This is a genomic window from Mycobacterium sp. SA01 (genome assembly GCF_041287105.1).
Classification (GTDB): Bacteria; Actinomycetota; Actinomycetes; order Mycobacteriales; family Mycobacteriaceae; genus Mycobacterium.
The window spans coordinates 91,413-107,889 of the sequence record NZ_JBGGNO010000021.1 but is presented as its reverse complement, the minus strand read 5'-3'; the positions used below and the strand labels follow the sequence as shown (position 1 = coordinate 107,889).

Here is a 16,477-nt window from a genome sequence, read left to right as displayed (position 1 = left end):
TCAGCCCACCGACAGCGCGGCCAACCGCAGCGAGTTCGGGTCGGTCACCACGTGTGCCTGCTCAACGCCCTTCAGCCACGGCTGGGCCACCATGAAGTCGTTGACATCGGCGACATTCAGCCAGCAACCCGTCTTGACCGCTTCCTCGCCGGCCGTGGAGAAGTCCGCGTCCGATCCGGTGGGCAGCCCCTTGGCCAACGCCTCGGTGATGGGCGGCGCCGAGCAGCCGAAGAAGTTCAGTCCACCGTCGGCATCCCAGGAGATGTGGCCCCAGGTGTAGGGCGAGGGCGCGTCCGGCCACCCGAGGTAGGTCATGATCTCCGGAGCCGACTGCCCGTCGCCGCCGACCCATCCGTAGATCTCCGACGTCGGGTAGGCCTGGACCTTGGCGTTGAGTCCGGCTGCGGCCAATTGGGTCTGAACCAGGTTGCTGATCAACTGGTTATCGGGGTTCGACGAGTCGTAGCCGATGGTGACCGACTTCTGGTCGGCAGGCAGACCCGCCGCGAGCTGAGTCAGCACGGACGGGTCGTGGGTCACCGACTGCTTACCGAACTCGGCGGCCATCACGTTGGGCGGGTAGATCTGTTCGGCCTTCTTGCCGCGGCCGAAGTAGGTCTGCTTGACCAGTTCGTCGACGTCGATGGCCTGCATGACGGCGTTGCGGTTCTTGGCGTCGGTCATCATTCCCTTCTTGGGATTGATGTAGACGAAGTTCGACATCATGGTCGGCAGCGAATAGTTCGCGAACGACTTGTTGTCCAGGTAGGACTGCACCGCGGAGGACGGCAGGTCATGCAGGATCGCGGCGAGCTGACCGTTGTTGAACTGCAGCTGCTGCGCCGAGACGTCGGTGATCACCGGCAGCTCGACCTTCTCGAAGTACGGCTTGGCGCCCCAGTAGTCGCCGAAGGCGGTCAACTGGTACTTCGAACCCACCTCGGCGTCGGTCAGCGTGTACGGACCGGTGCCCAGGTCGTGGGTGGTCAGATAACCCTGCGCGTGGTCGCTGCCCGCGTTCTTCTGCAGCCCGTCCGGACTCATCATCCGCGGGCCATAGGGACACGCGAGGTAGTCCAGGAACGCCGAGTTCGGCGCCTTCAGCGTGACGGTGACGTCGTAATCGCCCTGGGTGGTGACCGATTCGACGTCGGAGACCATGTATGCGGGCCCCTGATTCACCGCCGCGCGCCGGTCGAAGGACGCCTTGACAGCCGCGGAGGTGAACGGCGTGCCGTCGTGGAACTTGACCCCCTGGCGCAGCTTGAAGTTGAACACCTTGTTGTCCGGCGATGCCGTCCACTCGGTGGCCAGCAGCGGCTGGAGTTCAGGCTTGTCGGTGCCGGCCTTGTACTCCAGCAGACCCTCATAGGTGTTGGTGGTCAGCAGCAGACCCTGGCCGGCGTAGTAAATGTCGGGGTCCGGCGGCTGGCCCGGATCCTGCAGGAATGACAGCTTCAACACCTTGTCGGTCGGAGCCGCGTTCGGGGTGCTGCTGCCACCGGAATTCGAACCGCCGCAGGCGGTCAACGCCAGGGCTGCGGTCGCGCCGATCGCAAGCAGCGTGGTGATTTTCTTCATCGGGCGGCTCCTTCGAGTACCGGGGTGGTGAGGGAAGCAAAGGCGTCGAGGATCTCCTCAGTGGTCCGCGTCGCGCCGGTTTGCAGGTATTCCATGGCATCCAGTGCGGCATCGTGCCGGTAGACCGAGGAACCGCCGACACAGTCGGACACCACCCGCACGTGGAAGTCACGCTGATGGGCGTCGGCGAAGGTGTAGTGCACACACACGTCGGTCAGGCCGCCGATCAGGATCAGCGTGTCGGCCTTCAAACCGGACAGCACGATCTCGAATTCGGTTCCGATGAAACCGGAGTAGCGCCGCTTGACGATGTGGAATTCGTGATTGGGTCCGGTGAAGTCGGGTAACAGCTCGGGATGCAGTGGGGTGCCGGGCCTGCCGTCGATGCAGTGCGGTCCTTCGACACCGTCGAGTTCACGGCCGAAGTCGATGCCGTTGGCGCGGTGCACTTCCTGGAAGAACACGATCGGGATGGTCGCGGCGCGCGCGGCGGCGATCAGTTGCCGCGCCCGGGCGATTCGGTCGGCGTAGCCGGCCATGTGCGGGATGCCCACCTCCTCGACGGGCATGTCGCCACTTTCTTGCATGTCGACGACGACCAAGACCGGATTGCCCACTATCAGTGGCTGTTTCGGCACCTATCCTCCTGTAACTGCGATGCGGGGGTCTGCGGCGGCCTGGAGAAGATCCACGACCGTGTTGATGAAGACGTAGAGGGCGCCGAGCATCAGCGTGACGCCGGCAATCGCCGGGAAGTCGGCCACCGGGATGCTCTGGGCGATGTACTGGCCGATGCCCGGCCAGCCGAAGACCTGCTCGACGACCAGCACGCCGGCGAACATCAGGCCGACCTGCAGCCCGGTCATCGACAACGCCGAACCGACGCAGTTGCGCAGTACGTGACCGGCCACTATTCGGCTCTCCGACAATCCTTTTGCGCGTGCGGTTCGCACGTAGTCGCTGTCCATGTCGGTGAGCAGACTGGACCGCAGCACCCGGCCGATGGCGACTGCCGGACCCAACGCCAGCACCAGGGCCGGCAGGATCAGGTGGTGCAGGGCGTCGGCGACGACGTCGAAACGTCCGCTGAGCAGTCCATCGACGGTCAGCAGTCCGGTGGGGCCGGTCGGCGGGTTGCTGATGCCGATGCGGCCGTTGGCCGGTACCCAGCCGAGCTTCTGGTAGAAGACGATCAACCCCAGGATGCCGAGCAGGAACATCGGCGCCGAGGACCCGGTGAACAGGATCGCCCGCAGCACAGCCGATCCCCGCCACTTCAGCGTGGTGCTGAAGGCCAGCAGCACGGCCAGTACCAGCGCGATACCGATACCGTAGAGGGCCAGTTCCAGGGTGGCCGGGAAGAAGCTGCCGAGATCGGACGCGACGGCGTGCCGGGTCCGGTACGACGTGCCGAGGTCGCCCTGGACCGCCCCGGTGAGGTAGTGCCAGAACTGGGTGACGATCGGGTCGTTGAGGCCCAGCGCCTCTCGGCGCGCGGCCACCGCTGAGGCGGACGCCTGTGCGCCCATCTGAGCCTTGACCGGATCCAGGGGCGAAATATGTTGCAGCACAAACATCACGGCGGTCAGTGCGACCAGGATCACCAGCGTGGCGGCCAGTCGGGAGGCGATGAACGCTTTCACCTGTGGGCCTCCTAGCTCGTCTTCATCAGGTTGCGCAGGCTGTCACCGGCGACATTGCCGATCACTGCGAGGACAAGTACGCCCAGGCCGGGCATCACCGGGACCCACCACTGCTGCAGGAAGTAACTCAGGTTGCGGGCCGCGTCGGCGCCCAGTTCCGGGGCGGGAGCCGACTGCCCGAGACCGAGGAACGACAACGCCGCCAGCGTGAGGATCAACGTGCCGAGGTCGAGGCTGGCGGCCACCAGCGCATTGGGCACCGCGCCGGGCAGCAGGTGGCGCATGGCGACCCGGACGGGCCCGACGCCGGCCAGCCGGGCGGCCTCGACGTGGGGGCGGGCCGCCAACCGCGCGACCTCGCCGCGAACCAGCCTGGCGTAGAACGGCCACCACACGATCGACACCGCGATCAGGGTGTGCACGAAGCCGGGCCCCAGTGCGGCGACGACGGCGATGGCCAGCACCGGCGCCGGCAGCGACAGGAACCCGTCGGTGATCCGCATCAAGGTCGCGTCCAGCCAGCCGCCGGTCGCGCCGGCGATGAGCCCGACGAGGCCTCCGATGAGCAGCCCGACGCCGACCACCACCAGGGCTGCGAACCAGCTCGACCGGATGCCGAACAGCACGCGGCTCAAGATGTCCCGCCCGACGCTGTCGGTGCCGAGCAGGAATCCGTTCTTGCCGGGTGCCTGCAGCGGCATGCCGACGGGCACCAGCGGGTCGTGCGGGGCCAGCAGCGGGACGGCGACGGCGATCACGGTCACCAGCAGCAGCAAGGACACCCCGAGCCAATTGACGATCACCGCACGGTCTTTCGGTAACGCCGCCATCCGCTTCTCACGGCCGCGCAGCAGTGCCGGGGCGGGGACTGCGATGGCCATCAGCGCGCCTTCCGTTCGATACAGGCGACCTGGTGCGGGCTGCCGGGGGTGCCTTCCAGGCGGACGTCGAGTTCGATGTCGCTGCAGGTGTCGATCGCGATCGGGCACCGCGGGTGGAAGGCACAGCCGGTCGGCGGTGACAGCGGGCTGGCGGGTTCGCCGGCCAGCACCCGGCAGTCGCGGCCCAGGTCGGGGATCGCGTCGACCAGCGCCTGGGTGTACGGATGCGTCGGGCGTCCGATCACGTCTTCGGCGGGACCGATCTCGACGATGCGACCCAGGTACATGACCGCGATCCGGTCGGCCACCACCCGCGCCACCGACAGGTCGTGGGTCACGAACACCACCGACATGTCCAGGCTGCGGCGCAGCCCGCCGATCAGATTGAGCACCGAGGCCGCCAGCGATACGTCCAGCGCGCTCGTCGGCTCGTCACACAGCAGCACCTGCGGCGGGATCACGGTGGCCCGAGCCAGCGAAACCCGTTGCCGCTGACCGCCGGACAACTGCGCGGCCCGCGACTTGACCACATCCTGCGGAAGGCCCACCCGCTCCAGCACTTCCGCGACGGCGTCCTTGCGCTCGCTGCGCGACATCGAGGTGCCGCGCAGCCGTTCACCGATCAGTTCGCCGACGGACAACCACGGTGTCAGCGAGGCACCGGCGTCTTGGAAGACCATCTGCGGGCGGGTGTCGCCGGCCAGTTCGACCTCGCCGGTGGTCGGCTTCTCCAGCCCGGCGATGATGCGCAGCAACGTCGACTTCCCGGAGCCGCTCTCGCCCACCAGGGCCACTGATTCGCCGTGCGCGACGGTCAGCGACACTCCGCGCAGCGCCTGCAGTTTGCCTCCGGATGCCCCCGAGCGATCCAGCCTGCGGCGGCGCACGGTGAACGTCTTGGTGACGGTGCGGGCATCGACGGCGGGCGGTTGATCAGCCGCAATCTCGACCCGCTCGGCGAAGGCTTCGGCCTCGGCGGCGACGATCCCGGCCAGCTCGGTGCGCATCTGGGCCGGCTCGATGATGCACGCGCTCACCCGGTTCTCGGCGCACGCCACCGGATCCGGTGGTGTGGCGGAGCATTCGGTGCGGGCCAGCGCACACCGCGGCACGAACGCGCAACCGGGCAGCGGTGCGGTCGGACTGGGCACCTGGCCGGCCATCGCCGCCAGCGGCCGGTCCCGCGCCGTGTCCAGGGTCAGCCGCGATTGCAACAGCCCGTGGGTGTAGGGATGCGCGGGGGTGGCGAGAACGTCGGCGGTCGGGCCTATTTCGGCGATCCGCCCGGCATACAGCACGGCAATGCGGTCGGCGATCTGCGCGGCGACGCCGAGGTCGTGGGTGATCAGCACAATGCTGCAGCCGATCTCGGCGCGCAGCCGCTGCAGCAGCGCCAGCACCTGTGCCTGCACCGTGACGTCGAGTGCGGTGGTCGGTTCGTCGGCGATGATCAGCTCGGGATCACCGGCCACCGCGATCGCGATCATCACCCGCTGGCGCAACCCGCCGGAGAGTTCGTGCGGATAGGCTCGCATCCGTCGTTCGGGATCTGGAATACCAACGGCGGTCAGCAGTTTCAGTGCTTCTGCGCTGCTGCCTGCTACTTCTTCGACTTGTTTGCCGATCCGCATCGTCGGGTTCAGCGACGTCATCGGATCCTGGAACACCGCGCCGAGGTCGAGTCGGCGGACCTTGCGCAGCTGCTTGGCGGCGCCGGTGAGCATGTCGGTGTCGCACACCTGGACGCTGCCGCTGGTCTTGGCGGCGCCGAGCAGGCCGAGCATGCTGAAGCCCAGAACGCTTTTCCCAGAGCCGGATTCGCCCACCAGGCCCACGATTTCGCCGGGTGCGATCTGGAGCGACACCCCGCGCAGCGCGTGCACGTCCTTGCCGTTGCGGCGGAACGTGACACAGAGATCATCCACCGCGGCGACCACGTCGCCCGGCGTCGTCGCCGGTGCATCGGGTCGCAGCGCGACACTTGCGGCGCTCGCCATGCAGAGTCTCCCGGAAGGTCAGAGGGTCCACGAGGATGCGCTCACCGGTGAGCCATCAGCCTGTCGATTGACAGTTTTACGGGCCTCTGGTCGCGGTGGGTGTCGCTGGCGTAACCAAACCAAGACGGCGCGTAACCGATAGGTATCCCGCGTTTCTGTCATGTGACAGAAAATCCCTGGGTCTGTCTTTTCGCAGGTGATGTAGGTCAACATCGGACCATGGAGACAACGCGGGCGGGCCGTCCGCGCTTGACCGAACGGCGCAGACCCGGCACGACCGCCCGGGACGAGATCCTCGACGCCGCGGCGGAGCTGTTCACCAGCCGCGGCTACGCCAGCACCTCGACCCGGGCCATCGCCGAGGCGGTCGGCATTCGGCAGGCCTCGCTGTACCACTACTTCAAGACCAAGGACGAGCTGCTGTCGGCGCTGCTGCACCAGACTGTGACACCGACCCTGACGTTCTTGTCCGGACTGGAGCAGGGCGGCGACCCCCGCTCGGCCGCGAGCACCCTGCACGCCCTGGCCGCGTTCGACGGTGCCCAGCTGCTGACAGCGCAGTGGAACCTGGGTGCCCTCTACCTGCTGCCCGAGCTCCGGGAGGCGCGGCTGGCCACGTTCTGGACCGAACGTGAGCGCCTGCGACAGGCCTACCTGGACCTCAGCCGCGCGGTTCTGGTGGCCACCGGCATCTCCGACGACGCGGCGGACCTTCCGTTCCGGTTGGTCGAGTCCTTGGTGAACATGTGGACACCGCCCCCGCATCCGGACCCCGGCACGCTGGCCGGCCACGTTGCCGACGCGTGCCTTCGCGTCCTCGGTGTCACCGAGGACCAGCTTGCCGCGCTCAGCGCGTCCGAACCCGTCCGGGCAGGACATTTGTAGTATCAGGCCATGCCGCTGGCCGAAGGCGAGACATTCGCGGGCTATACGATCCTGCGATTGCTGGGCGCGGGCGGGATGGGTGAGGTCTACCTGGCCCAGCATCCCCGGCTCCCCCGCCGCGACGCCCTGAAGGTGTTACCGGCCTCGGTGAGTGGCGACGCCGAATACCGGGCGCGATTCGAACGGGAAGCGGATATCGCTGCCACGCTCTGGCACCCCCATATCGTCGGCGTCCATGACCGCGGCGAGACCGACGGCCAGCTGTGGATCGCCATGGATTTCGTCGACGGCAACGACGCCGGCGATCTGTTGAGGAACTTCCCCACCGGCCTGCCCCAGGCTGAGGTGCTCAAGATCGTCACCGCGGTCGCCGAGGCGCTGGACTACGCACACCAACGCCACCTGCTGCACCGCGACGTCAAGCCCGCCAACATCCTGGTTTCCAAACAGGAATCCGGTGAGGAACGAATTCTGTTGGCGGACTTCGGAATTGCTCGGTGGGACGACGATGCCAGCGGGTTGACCCAGACCAACATGACGGTCGGCACGGTGTCCTATGCCGCGCCCGAACAACTGATGGGCCGCGACCTCGACGGGCGGGCCGACCAGTATGCGCTGGCGGCCACTGCCTACCACCTACTCACCGGCACCCCGCCGTTTCCGCATTCCAATCCCGCGGTGGTGATCAGCCAGCATCTGTCGGCGTTGCCGCCGAGCCTGGCCGAGCACCGCCCGGAGCTGGCGAACCTGGACGCTGCGCTGCGCAAGGCGCTGTCCAAGGACCCTGCCGAGCGGTTCGACCGCTGCGTGGACTTCGCGCGGGCGCTGGCCCACCACATCACCACCCCGGTGTCCGGTGACGGCCTGATCGATGCCGATGGCACCCGACTGACCCCGATCACCGATGCGGCGCCCATCGGTGAGCCGGCCCCGCAGTCTCACGGTCGGTGGCTGAAAATTCTGCTTCCCGTCCTCGCGGTGCTGCTGGTCGCCGGTGTCGCGATCGCCTTCATCGCCGGGCGCGACCGCGGGGAGGACGTTGCCGCCAAGGACCTCCGGACCGCCACGACGACGGCAACCACCCCGGCCGTCCCGCCACCACCGCCGGCCGCGACGACGACACCACAGCCGACCACGACGGCGACGGCACAGACGACCGACACCGTCACCGTCGAGCCGACCCCCACCGCGGTGATCGGCTCGGATTGCACCGAGCCGGGCGCCACCGGAACCACCGCCGACGGTGCCACCGCCTATTGCACGAAGTTGCAGTACACCAGCCGCTACCTGTGGTCGGTGCATTCCGACGAGATCCCGAATCCGGTCGTCACGTCGTCGCCGACGTCCCCGGTGGCGGCCCCGCCGACCGAGACCGAGTCCCCGGTTCGTGTCTGCATGCAGGAAACCGGGCATACCAGACTGCGATGTGCCGAGGAGATTTTGCGCGGCAACGGCGGCTAGGACCGAACCGATGAGCGCTGACGACACCCCCCTGTGGCTGTTCGCCGATCAGCTCGGGCCGCAGTTCCACGGCGGCGAACACGCGCACCGTCCGGTGTTCCTGGTCGAGGCGACCTCCGCGCTGCGCCGGCGCCGCTTTCACCGGCAGAAGCTGCACCTGGTGCTGTCCGGGGTGCGGCACGCCGCGGCCGACCTGGGTGAGCGCGCAACCGTGGTCCGCGCGGAAACCTACAGCGAGGCGCTGCGCGATTACGGCACGCCGGTGCTGGTGCACGAACCGACATCGTTCGCCGCCGATCGCTTCGTGCGGCGCCTTCAGCGCGACGGCATGGTCGCCGAGGTGTTGCCCACCCCGGGATTTGCGTTGTCGCGGGCCGACTTTCGACAGTGGGCCGGGGATCGGCGCCGGTTCCGGATGGAGGACTTCTACCGCGAGCAGCGCCGGCGGTTCAGCGTGCTGATGGACGGTTCCGAGCCGGTCGGCGGGCGGTGGAACTTCGACGCCGAGAACCGCGAGTCCCCACCCAAGAACGGTGCATCGATCGGTGTCGACGCGCCGTACCGCCCGCGCGAAGACGACATCGACGACCGGGTGCGCCGCGACCTCGATGCGATGGATCTGCCCACCGTCGGCGTCGACGGACCGCGGCTGTTCGCGGTCACCCCGGCCGAGGCACGCCGGGCGCTGACGAGATTCATCGAACGTCGGCTGCCGCTGTTCGGCCGCTACGAGGACGCCATGATGGGCGGTGACTGGGCGATGTCACATTCGCTGCTGTCGGTGCCGCTGAACCTCGGCGTGCTGCACCCACTGGACGCCGTGCACGCCGCCGAACAGGCCTACCGGGACGGCAACGCCCCACTGGCCGCCGCCGAGGGGTTCATCCGCCAGATTCTGGGCTGGCGGGAGTACATGTGGCACCTGTACTGGCACTTCGGCCCGGACTATCTGGACAACAACGCCCTGTCCGCCGAGACTCCGCTGCCGGCCTGGTGGAACGAACTCGATGCCGACTCGGTCACCGCCGAATGTCTGCGGCAGGCGCTCGGCGGGGTGCGGGATCGCGGGTGGGCGCACCACATCCAGCGGCTGATGGTGTTGGGCAGCCACGCCCTGCAGCGCGGTTACCAGCCGCGGGCCCTGACCGAATGGTTCGCCACCGCGTTCGTCGACGGTTTCGCCTGGGTGATGCCGACGAATGTGGTCGGGATGAGCCAGCACGCCGACGGGGGTCTGCTCGCCACCAAGCCGTACACCTCCGGTGGTGCCTACCTGAACAAGATGAGCGACCACTGCCGCTCGTGCAGCTTCGACCCGAAGGTCCGCATCGGACCGAACGCATGCCCCTTCACCTCGGGTTATTGGGCGTTCGTGCATCGTCACCAGGACCTGCTGGCCGGTAACAACCGCACCGCGCGCGCGGTGTCCTCGATGGCGCGGCTGGCCGACCTGGACGCCGTCGTCGAGCAGGAACGGCACCGGGAGACGTTCTAGTCACATACCGGTGAAACGAATCCATGCCCTTGTGGCGATAGAGGTCGCAAGAGGCTGGTGTGATCTGCTCGCAGAGCGACCTCCAAGCTCCCTGGGCTATGTTCGACCGCAGACACAGACGGAGGTTGGAGTGAAAAGGCTCATCCTGGTGGCCGCCGGCGCGCTTGCCGCAAGTTCGGCAGCAGCCGCCCTCAGCATGGGGTCCAGCAGCGCCGACCCGAATGCCGGCGGAACGATGAACATCCTCGGCGAACCGTATTACAAGGCGGTCGCGATCCTGCACGCCCAAGGCATCTCGACGGTCTTCGGCGGCTCGGTGGGCAGCGACGTTCCGCAGGCCAAATGCATCGTTCAGAGCCAGAAATACCTGGCCAGCGGCAAGATGTCGCTGATGCTGAACTGCACCAAGGCCGCCCAGCCCGACGCGCCGGCGCCTAGCGCACCGGGTTCGGCCCCTGCTCAGCAGATCCCGTCCGACGGTGGTTCCCGCCCGACTCCGGGCGCTCCGGGAACCGTGATCGTCACGCCGACTCAGGTCGGCTGACCCGGCTCCGATACGGGCTAGACTCCTCGGCAGCCAATGCCGGGAGGTTTGCCCATGCTGCGCCCACGTCGCTTCGACCGCGAGATCGATCCGGGCCCGGTGCAGATCCAGGCCCGTAAGGTCGCCTTCGACGTGTCCGACGCGCCGTTGCACTGGATTCCGGGGCACCCGGTCGCCTCACATGTGGTCGGCCTGCTCCACGTCGTCCTCCCGGTCGCGGAGCGCTGGTTCGTCGCCACCTACAACGAAGCGCTGCCGCTGGTGAAGGATCCGCGGCTGGCCGAGGACATGCGCGGGTTCATCGGCCAGGAGGCCACCCACGCCGACACCCACGACCAGGTCCTGCAGGAGCTGATGGTGGCGCGCGGCGTGGACGCCGAGCCGATCCTGCGCCAGCTCGACTACGTGTTCGGTCAGGTGCTCTCGCCCAGCACATCGAGTGACCCACGGAAGCGGCTGAACAATCTGTGTGACCGCCTGTGGCTGATCGCGGCGATCGAGCACTACACCGCCGTCCTGGGCGACTTCGCGCTCAACTGCGCCTGGGACGACTTCGGCGCCGACCCCACCCTGGTCGACGTCTTCCGCTGGCACGGCAGCGAAGAGGTGGAGCACCGCAACGTCGCGCACGACGTCGCGGTCTACTTCCACGACAGCTATCTCGACCGGATCCGCTCGATGGCCATGGCCGTGGTGCTCATCGCCGGCTTCTTCAACCGCGGCAGCTGGTACATGTGTCGCACCGACCCGACGCTGGACATGAGCTGGTGGCGAATGCAGCGACTGCGGGCCCGCGACTCCAAGCTGGGTCTGCTGCCCAAGTACCGCACCTTGTTCGGCACGACGACGCTGACCTACTTCCGGCCGAACTATTCACCCGAGGAAATCGGGTCCACCGCGCAGGCGGTCGCCTATCTGGCCAGCTCGCCGGCCGCCCGCGCCGCGCACCTGTGAGAGACCGGCTGGGGTCCGCGCCGCCGAGCGCGTCGGGCCGTACTCGCCACGATCCGCTGCTGCGCCTCACCGACGCATCGATCAGGGCCCTGTGGGCGATCAGCGGCGCGGTGCGACGCCCGGCGATACCGCAGGCACGCGAGCGCACGTTCACGCTGCAGGTCGTCGACCGTCGGGTGGTCGCGCGGGATCAGAACGTGGTGGCACTGACGCTGGCGACGCCGGATCGACGACCCCTGCCGGCGTGGCATCCCGGCGCGCATGTGGACATCCGGCTGCCCAGTGGGCGCATTCGGCAGTACTCACTGTGCGGCGACCCCGCCACGCCCACCAGCTACCGGATCGCGGTGCGGCGCATCCCCGATGGTGGTGGCGGATCGATCGAGGTGCACGACGATCTTCAGGTCGGCGCGACGGTGACCACCGGTGGCCCGCGAAATGCGTTCCCGCTCACCGTTCCCGGCTACGGCTCCCCCGCCCGGCAGCTGCGGTTCATCGCCGGCGGTATCGGCATCACCCCGATCCTGCCGATGCTGGGGCTGGCGCAGCGGCTGAGTATCGACTGGTCGATGATGTACACCGGGCGCAGCCTCGAGTCCATCCCGTTCCTCGACGAGTTGGGCGAATTCGGTGAGCGGGTGCAGATCCGGACCGACGATGAACACGGAATTCCGACCGCCGCAGAACTTTTGGGCGCCTGCCCGGACGGTGCAGGCGTCTACACGTGCGGGCCGGCGCCCATGCTCACCGCCATTCGGGAAGCCCTGGCCGGCCGCGACAACGTCGAATTGCACTTCGAGCGGTTTGCCGCGCCGCCGGTGGTCGACGGCACGACGTTCACCGCGACGGTGGCCTCGACAGGTGTCACGGTGGCGGTGCAACCGGAGCAGACTCTGCTGTCGGCGCTGCAGCGCGAGCACGTCGCGGCACCGTACTCCTGCCAGCAGGGCTTCTGCGGCACCTGCCGCACCCGCGTCATCAACGGCGTTGTCCAGCACCGGGATACGCTGCTCACCGCGCCCGAGCGAGCCGAGGGAATGATGCTGACGTGCGTGTCACGCGCGCCCGACGGCGGCCACCTGACGCTGGATCTGTAGTCAGTCGGCCTTGAGCATCGGGATGCCCTCGCTGGTCGAGAACTGGGCATCTTCCTGGCTGGCAAGCCCCATCGACACCAGCGTCCGCGGGAAGATCAGGTCGGTGAGGTAGGCCAGCGCGACCGCCCACCGGTTGACTCCACGCGGGATCGCATACAGGTGATAGGCACGGGTGACGGCTTTGGCGGGCAGGCCGGAGACCTGGATGTTGAGCGGGTTGGCCACAGCCTTGCGCGGGCCGAGATCGACGACCAGACCCATGTTGCGGTGCCGGTAGTCCTTGGAGGTACCGAACCCCAGGCTGGCGGCGACGTTGCGCGCCAACGCCTTTCCCTGCCGTACCGCATGCTGGGCGGTGGGCGGGGTGATGGTGCCGGGCTGGGTCAGGTCGGGGACGGCGGCGGCGTCGCCGGCGGCGAAGACGTCGGGGTGACCGGGCACCCGCAGGTCCGCGCCGACCTTCAGCCGGCCCTTCTCGGTCGGCAGGCCGAGCGTCTCGATCAGCGGTGCGGCGGTCACCCCCGTCACCCAGGCCACCGTCCGGGTGTCGATCCGCGAATCATCGCTGAGCACAACGTGATCGGCGTGCACTTCCTTCAAGGTGAGGCCCAGCCGAACGTCGATGCCGCGGTCGCGCAGAACCTCCCGTGCGGCTTTCCCGAGCTTCTCACCCACTTCGGGCATCACCTGTTCGGCGAGGTCGAGCAGCAGGAAGCGCACCGATTGCGGGTCGAATCCCATCTGGCGTGCCGCGGCGTCGGCCAGCGCCCGCAGCTGGACCACCAGTTCGGTGCCCGAATACGAGGCGCCCACCACCACGACCGTGCGTCGTGCTGCGGCCACCGCGGGGTCGGAGTCGATACCGGCCAGTTCCAGCTGCTCGAGGAAGTGGTCGCGCAGGTACAGCGCCTCGGCGATCGATTTGAGACCGCGGGCGTAGGTGGCCAGGCCGGGAATGTCGAAGAGCCGGGTCACCGAGCCGGGCGTGAGCACCAGCCGATCCCAGGACAGTTCGTGGCTTCGACCCTCGGGGTCGGTGTAGCCGAGCGTGTGCGCCGTCAGGTCCGCGGTGTCGACGCGACCGCGGATCACCTGAACCCCGGGCAGCGTGCCGGCCAGCGGGATGGACACGAAGCGCGCGTCGACAAGGCCGCCGGCCACATCGGGCAGCAACGGCGTATAGAGCATGTAGTCGATCGGCGAAATGAGGGTGATCTGCACATCTGCGCTGTGCCGATGTAAGCGACGCTGCAGCCGCCGCGCGCACTCGAACCCGGTGAAGCCGCTTCCCACCACCACGACGGACGTCATCGGGCCAGTTATACCCTCACCCGGCGAATACAAACTCACGACTGGGAGTGTTGCGCCGCGCCGTGCCGACCGAGCAGGATGGGTAGCCCTATGGCACGTTCGCTGGGTCTGCTGTCTTCGGTCTGGTCGTCGGCGGCGACCTTCCCGGTGAGCACCGGGGCGGCGATGGCGTACCGCACCCTGTTCATGACCGTCAAGCGGTTGGTGGTCGGGCGCACGATGACGGTGCGTCTCGACGGCGGGGACGTCACGCTGACTGTCACCGAATTCAACTCGCGCCTCGACGTCCGTGGTCTTGCCGTCGGCCAGTTGAATGACGTTCGGATCACTGCGACCGACATCCGTTGGGGCAACCATCATTTCGAGGGCGCCACGATGGTTCTGCACAATGTGCACTTGAAGCCGGGTGTTCCGCCCGTGCTGGTGGCCGCGCCGGTGGAGGTGACCATGGTCGTCTCCACCCAGGCGCTCAACGCGGTGTTCTCCGAGTCGCTGCCCCGACTGTCGGGTCATGTCGACGACGACGGCATCGCGCGGTTGCGCTGGACTCGCCACCCCCGGCTGGGCAGTGTGGAGGTGGATGTGGAGTTGGACGGCTCCACGTTGTGGTTGCATCCGCGGGCGCTGCGCACCACTCGGCGCCGGTGGGCGTTGCCCACGCGGTTGCCGTCCTACCCGGTGCGGCTCCCGGAACTGGCCAGTGGCCTGACCCTGACCAGTCTGTCGTTGGGGCCCAGCTCCTTACAGCTGACCGGTAGCCTCCCGCAGTGGCGGGCCGAGGTGCCCAGGGCGCGCGTCGAGGACGTTCTCACCCAGCTCAGTGCTGTCGGGCGGCCACTCAATTTCACCGGCCGGTCCCGCCGCAGCTAGCCGGCGGCGCTCGTAGCGCCGGACCGCGAGCACCGTCACTGCGGCCAGAGCCCACCCGAGCAGCAGATCGATGACATAGTGCTCGGCTGCGTACACCAAGGTGAACGCCATGATCATCACGTAGCCGGCCAGCAGCGGCCGCCAGCGCCGGGCGACCCGTCCCCACAGGAATGCCGCGATCATCGCCGACAGGCCCGCGTGCAGCGACGGAATGGCGGCGACCAGGTTGACGCTGGCCTGACCCTCGTCGAGCAGCGCGCGGGCCACGTCCAGATGCAGCATCGCGAAGCCCCGGCTGGAGATCCGCTCCACGACGTCATTGGCGCCCGGGTGCTGGGTGGTCACGGGCCCCAGCAGCCCGCCGTCGGCATGCGGCACCGGGCTGAACATGCACGGCGGTGCGGACGGACCGCCTGCGACGTCGGCCGGCTCGCAGCGGGCCGCCGCCCAGGGCGGCGCCGCGGGCAGCACCGCATAGATGGCCAGCGCGGCGAACGACAGCACCACGAATCGCCGGACGAATGCCTTCCACTCCGCCCGGTCGCGCAGCCACAGCACGCCTGCCACCACGTACGGCAGGATGAAGAACGACATGTACACCGTGCTGATCACCACCTCCCACCAGGGCGGGGACGGCATCTTGAGGTGTTCCTGAAGCCACACGGTGGGCACCGCGCCGAACATCCGGCGATCCACCTCCGGTTGCCACACCCACTGGGTGGGGGTGCCGATCAGCCCGGCCGCTCCCCTGCTCAGGTCGTACACGATCAGCACCACGGCGAAGGGCAACCAGTCCCGCACGATCAGCAACACCCGGCGCCTGCCGATGCTGGCGGCCAGCAGCCCGGAACACACGTAGAGCAGCACGAGCTCACGATTGAGCGCCAAACCGTTTGTGGCAGTCCACCATACGATGCCGCCCAGCCAGACTCCGATGGCGGCGCGCCGGATCAACGCGAGCCGGCTGGTGTGGGGATCCGGATCGCGCTGCGGCGCTTCGGGCTCGACGTCGACGGCGGTCATCCCCGTCCACTCAACCCGTTCATCGCATGGGGTTACCCGCTTTACGCAAGATTTCGTTCAGACGCCGTTAATCCGGCGGTCGCGGGCCCACCGGACCGCGGGTTGCCCCCAGAGCCACCGAGCAATTCAGTCCCAGGCGGAGGCAACAGCCTCTTCGACGTCGATGACCTTTGCCTGTTGCGACGCCGGGCTGTCGATCTCGTCGGCGACGTATGCCGCGACGAACCGACGGATCTCGGTGTCGACGCCGGCCACGATCCGCAGGATCTCGCCGCGCACCGATTTCGAGGTCACGTGCACGGCGATGTCAGAGGGCCTCGGCTTCGCGACGTCGATGACCAGGGTGAGCGGTTCGGCCGCGCGGGCGGTCGCCCGCAGCGCGATATCGCCGTCGACCTTGAACCGCTGCTTGTCGACTCTGAGGTCCACGATCAGCTCGATCACCAGCGGGATGCGCACGTTGAAGGTGATGGTGTCGCCCACGCTGCGCCGGGCGGTCGGCTGTTGGATTTTCACTTTGGCGGTGACCTTGGCCAGACCACCGGGCCCTTGGGCCATCGGGCCCATCTCGAATTCGCCGCCGGCGATCTCGGCGAACGCGGCAGCCACCCGTTCCTCGGTCACCGCGATTTCGAAGAACCGGCGCCCGAATTCCTCATAGGTGACGAAGCTGTGCGATTGCATAGAGGTCTACGTTCTCACGTCTGATGTGGACCCGAGAGCGCGGACCGGTAA

At 67.9% G+C, this 16,477-nt stretch carries 14 protein-coding genes and 1 pseudogene; 7 read left to right on the top strand and 8 right to left on the bottom strand.

Features of this window, described 5'->3' with window-relative positions; translation table 11 throughout:
- From AB4879_RS24430 to AB4879_RS24410, 5 genes are read right to left on the bottom strand one after another with little or no spacing between them, the layout of a single operon-like run.
- Positions 1–1,581, bottom strand: a complete 1,581-nt coding sequence (locus tag AB4879_RS24430) for an ABC transporter substrate-binding protein (RefSeq protein WP_370509649.1) — start codon at positions 1,579–1,581, stop codon at positions 1–3.
- Positions 1,578–2,219 carry a cysteine hydrolase family protein gene (locus tag AB4879_RS24425; protein WP_102806373.1) on the bottom strand — a complete coding sequence of 214 codons (642 nt, stop codon included), beginning with the start codon at positions 2,217–2,219 and terminating at the stop codon, positions 1,578–1,580. Before AB4879_RS24425 ends, AB4879_RS24430 begins: the two co-directional genes overlap by 4 nt.
- Positions 2,220–3,224, bottom strand: a complete 1,005-nt coding sequence (locus AB4879_RS24420) for an ABC transporter permease (RefSeq protein WP_370509648.1) — start codon at positions 3,222–3,224, stop codon at positions 2,220–2,222.
- An 11-nt stretch (positions 3,225–3,235) separates the two neighbouring features.
- Entirely contained in the window at positions 3,236–4,105 is an 870-nt protein-coding gene (locus tag AB4879_RS24415) for an ABC transporter permease (RefSeq protein WP_370509647.1), read from the bottom strand.
- Positions 4,105–6,102, bottom strand: coding sequence for an ABC transporter ATP-binding protein (locus AB4879_RS24410; protein ID WP_102806376.1), 1,998 nt, complete (start codon positions 6,100–6,102; stop codon positions 4,105–4,107). The genes AB4879_RS24415 and AB4879_RS24410 overlap by 1 nt, the downstream gene beginning before the upstream one ends.
- A 219-nt stretch (positions 6,103–6,321) precedes the next feature.
- Here AB4879_RS24410 and AB4879_RS24405 point away from each other — a divergent pair, with 219 nt between their 5' ends.
- The 6 genes from AB4879_RS24405 to AB4879_RS24380 all read left to right on the top strand — a co-directional run bounded on the left by AB4879_RS24405 (position 6,322) and on the right by AB4879_RS24380 (position 12,538).
- On the top strand, positions 6,322–6,987 hold the full coding sequence (locus AB4879_RS24405; protein ID WP_370509646.1) for a TetR/AcrR family transcriptional regulator: 666 nt from the start codon (positions 6,322–6,324) through the stop codon (positions 6,985–6,987).
- 9 nt (positions 6,988–6,996) lie between these two features.
- Complete coding sequence (locus AB4879_RS24400) at positions 6,997–8,448, top strand: serine/threonine-protein kinase (RefSeq protein ID WP_370509645.1); 1,452 nt, start codon at positions 6,997–6,999, stop codon at positions 8,446–8,448.
- Positions 8,449–8,458: 10 nt separating this feature from the next.
- The gene (locus AB4879_RS24395; protein ID WP_370509644.1) at positions 8,459–9,943 is read left to right on the top strand and encodes a cryptochrome/photolyase family protein; all 1,485 of its coding nucleotides are present in this window, start codon (positions 8,459–8,461) and stop codon (positions 9,941–9,943) included.
- Between the two features lie 130 nt (positions 9,944–10,073).
- Positions 10,074–10,487, top strand: a complete 414-nt coding sequence (locus tag AB4879_RS24390; protein ID WP_083118996.1) for a hypothetical protein — start codon at positions 10,074–10,076, stop codon at positions 10,485–10,487.
- A 54-nt stretch (positions 10,488–10,541) separates the two neighbouring features.
- Positions 10,542–11,441, top strand: a complete 900-nt coding sequence (locus AB4879_RS24385) for a metal-dependent hydrolase (protein WP_370509643.1) — start codon at positions 10,542–10,544, stop codon at positions 11,439–11,441.
- Positions 11,438–12,538, top strand: a complete 1,101-nt coding sequence (locus tag AB4879_RS24380; RefSeq protein ID WP_370509642.1) for a 2Fe-2S iron-sulfur cluster-binding protein — start codon at positions 11,438–11,440, stop codon at positions 12,536–12,538. The genes AB4879_RS24385 and AB4879_RS24380 overlap by 4 nt, the downstream gene beginning before the upstream one ends.
- Here AB4879_RS24380 and AB4879_RS24375 read toward each other — a convergent pair whose 3' ends face one another.
- Entirely contained in the window at positions 12,539–13,849 is a 1,311-nt protein-coding gene (locus tag AB4879_RS24375; RefSeq protein ID WP_370509641.1) for an NAD(P)/FAD-dependent oxidoreductase, read from the bottom strand.
- A gap of 90 nt (positions 13,850–13,939) precedes the next feature.
- Between AB4879_RS24375 and AB4879_RS24370 the strand changes: the two genes are divergently transcribed.
- On the top strand, positions 13,940–14,719 hold the full coding sequence (locus tag AB4879_RS24370) for an LmeA family phospholipid-binding protein (protein ID WP_370509640.1): 780 nt from the start codon (positions 13,940–13,942) through the stop codon (positions 14,717–14,719).
- On the opposite strand, the pseudogene AB4879_RS24365 reads toward AB4879_RS24370, so the two are convergent.
- Together AB4879_RS24365 and AB4879_RS24360 are read right to left on the bottom strand one after the other, a co-directional pair.
- Positions 14,687–15,742 (bottom strand): annotated as a pseudogene (locus AB4879_RS24365) (phosphatase PAP2 family protein); the annotation flags it as partial. The gene AB4879_RS24370 and the pseudogene AB4879_RS24365 overlap by 33 nt on opposite strands.
- A 126-nt stretch (positions 15,743–15,868) precedes the next feature.
- On the bottom strand, positions 15,869–16,426 hold the full coding sequence (locus AB4879_RS24360) for a hypothetical protein (RefSeq protein WP_102806384.1): 558 nt from the start codon (positions 16,424–16,426) through the stop codon (positions 15,869–15,871).
- Positions 16,427–16,477 lie beyond the last annotated feature (51 nt).

Excerpts from the sequence above, each read along its gene's own strand:
- AB4879_RS24370 (WP_370509640.1), top strand. The coding sequence starts at position 13,940 with ATGGCACGTTCGCTGGGTCTGCTGTCTTCGGTCTGGTCGTCGGCGGCG.
- AB4879_RS24395 (WP_370509644.1), top strand. The coding sequence starts at position 8,459 with ATGAGCGCTGACGACACCCCCCTGTGGCTGTTCGCCGATCAGCTCGGG.
- AB4879_RS24375 (WP_370509641.1), bottom strand. The coding sequence starts at position 13,849 with ATGACGTCCGTCGTGGTGGTGGGAAGCGGCTTCACCGGGTTCGAGTGC.
- AB4879_RS24360 (WP_102806384.1), bottom strand. The coding sequence starts at position 16,426 with ATGCAATCGCACAGCTTCGTCACCTATGAGGAATTCGGGCGCCGGTTC.
- AB4879_RS24430 (WP_370509649.1), bottom strand. The coding sequence starts at position 1,581 with ATGAAGAAAATCACCACGCTGCTTGCGATCGGCGCGACCGCAGCCCTG.
- AB4879_RS24410 (WP_102806376.1), bottom strand. The coding sequence starts at position 6,102 with ATGGCGAGCGCCGCAAGTGTCGCGCTGCGACCCGATGCACCGGCGACG.
- AB4879_RS24405 (WP_370509646.1), top strand. The coding sequence starts at position 6,322 with ATGGAGACAACGCGGGCGGGCCGTCCGCGCTTGACCGAACGGCGCAGA.
- AB4879_RS24400 (WP_370509645.1), top strand. The coding sequence starts at position 6,997 with ATGCCGCTGGCCGAAGGCGAGACATTCGCGGGCTATACGATCCTGCGA.
- AB4879_RS24415 (WP_370509647.1), bottom strand. The coding sequence starts at position 4,105 with ATGGCCATCGCAGTCCCCGCCCCGGCACTGCTGCGCGGCCGTGAGAAG.
- AB4879_RS24385 (WP_370509643.1), top strand. The coding sequence starts at position 10,542 with ATGCTGCGCCCACGTCGCTTCGACCGCGAGATCGATCCGGGCCCGGTG.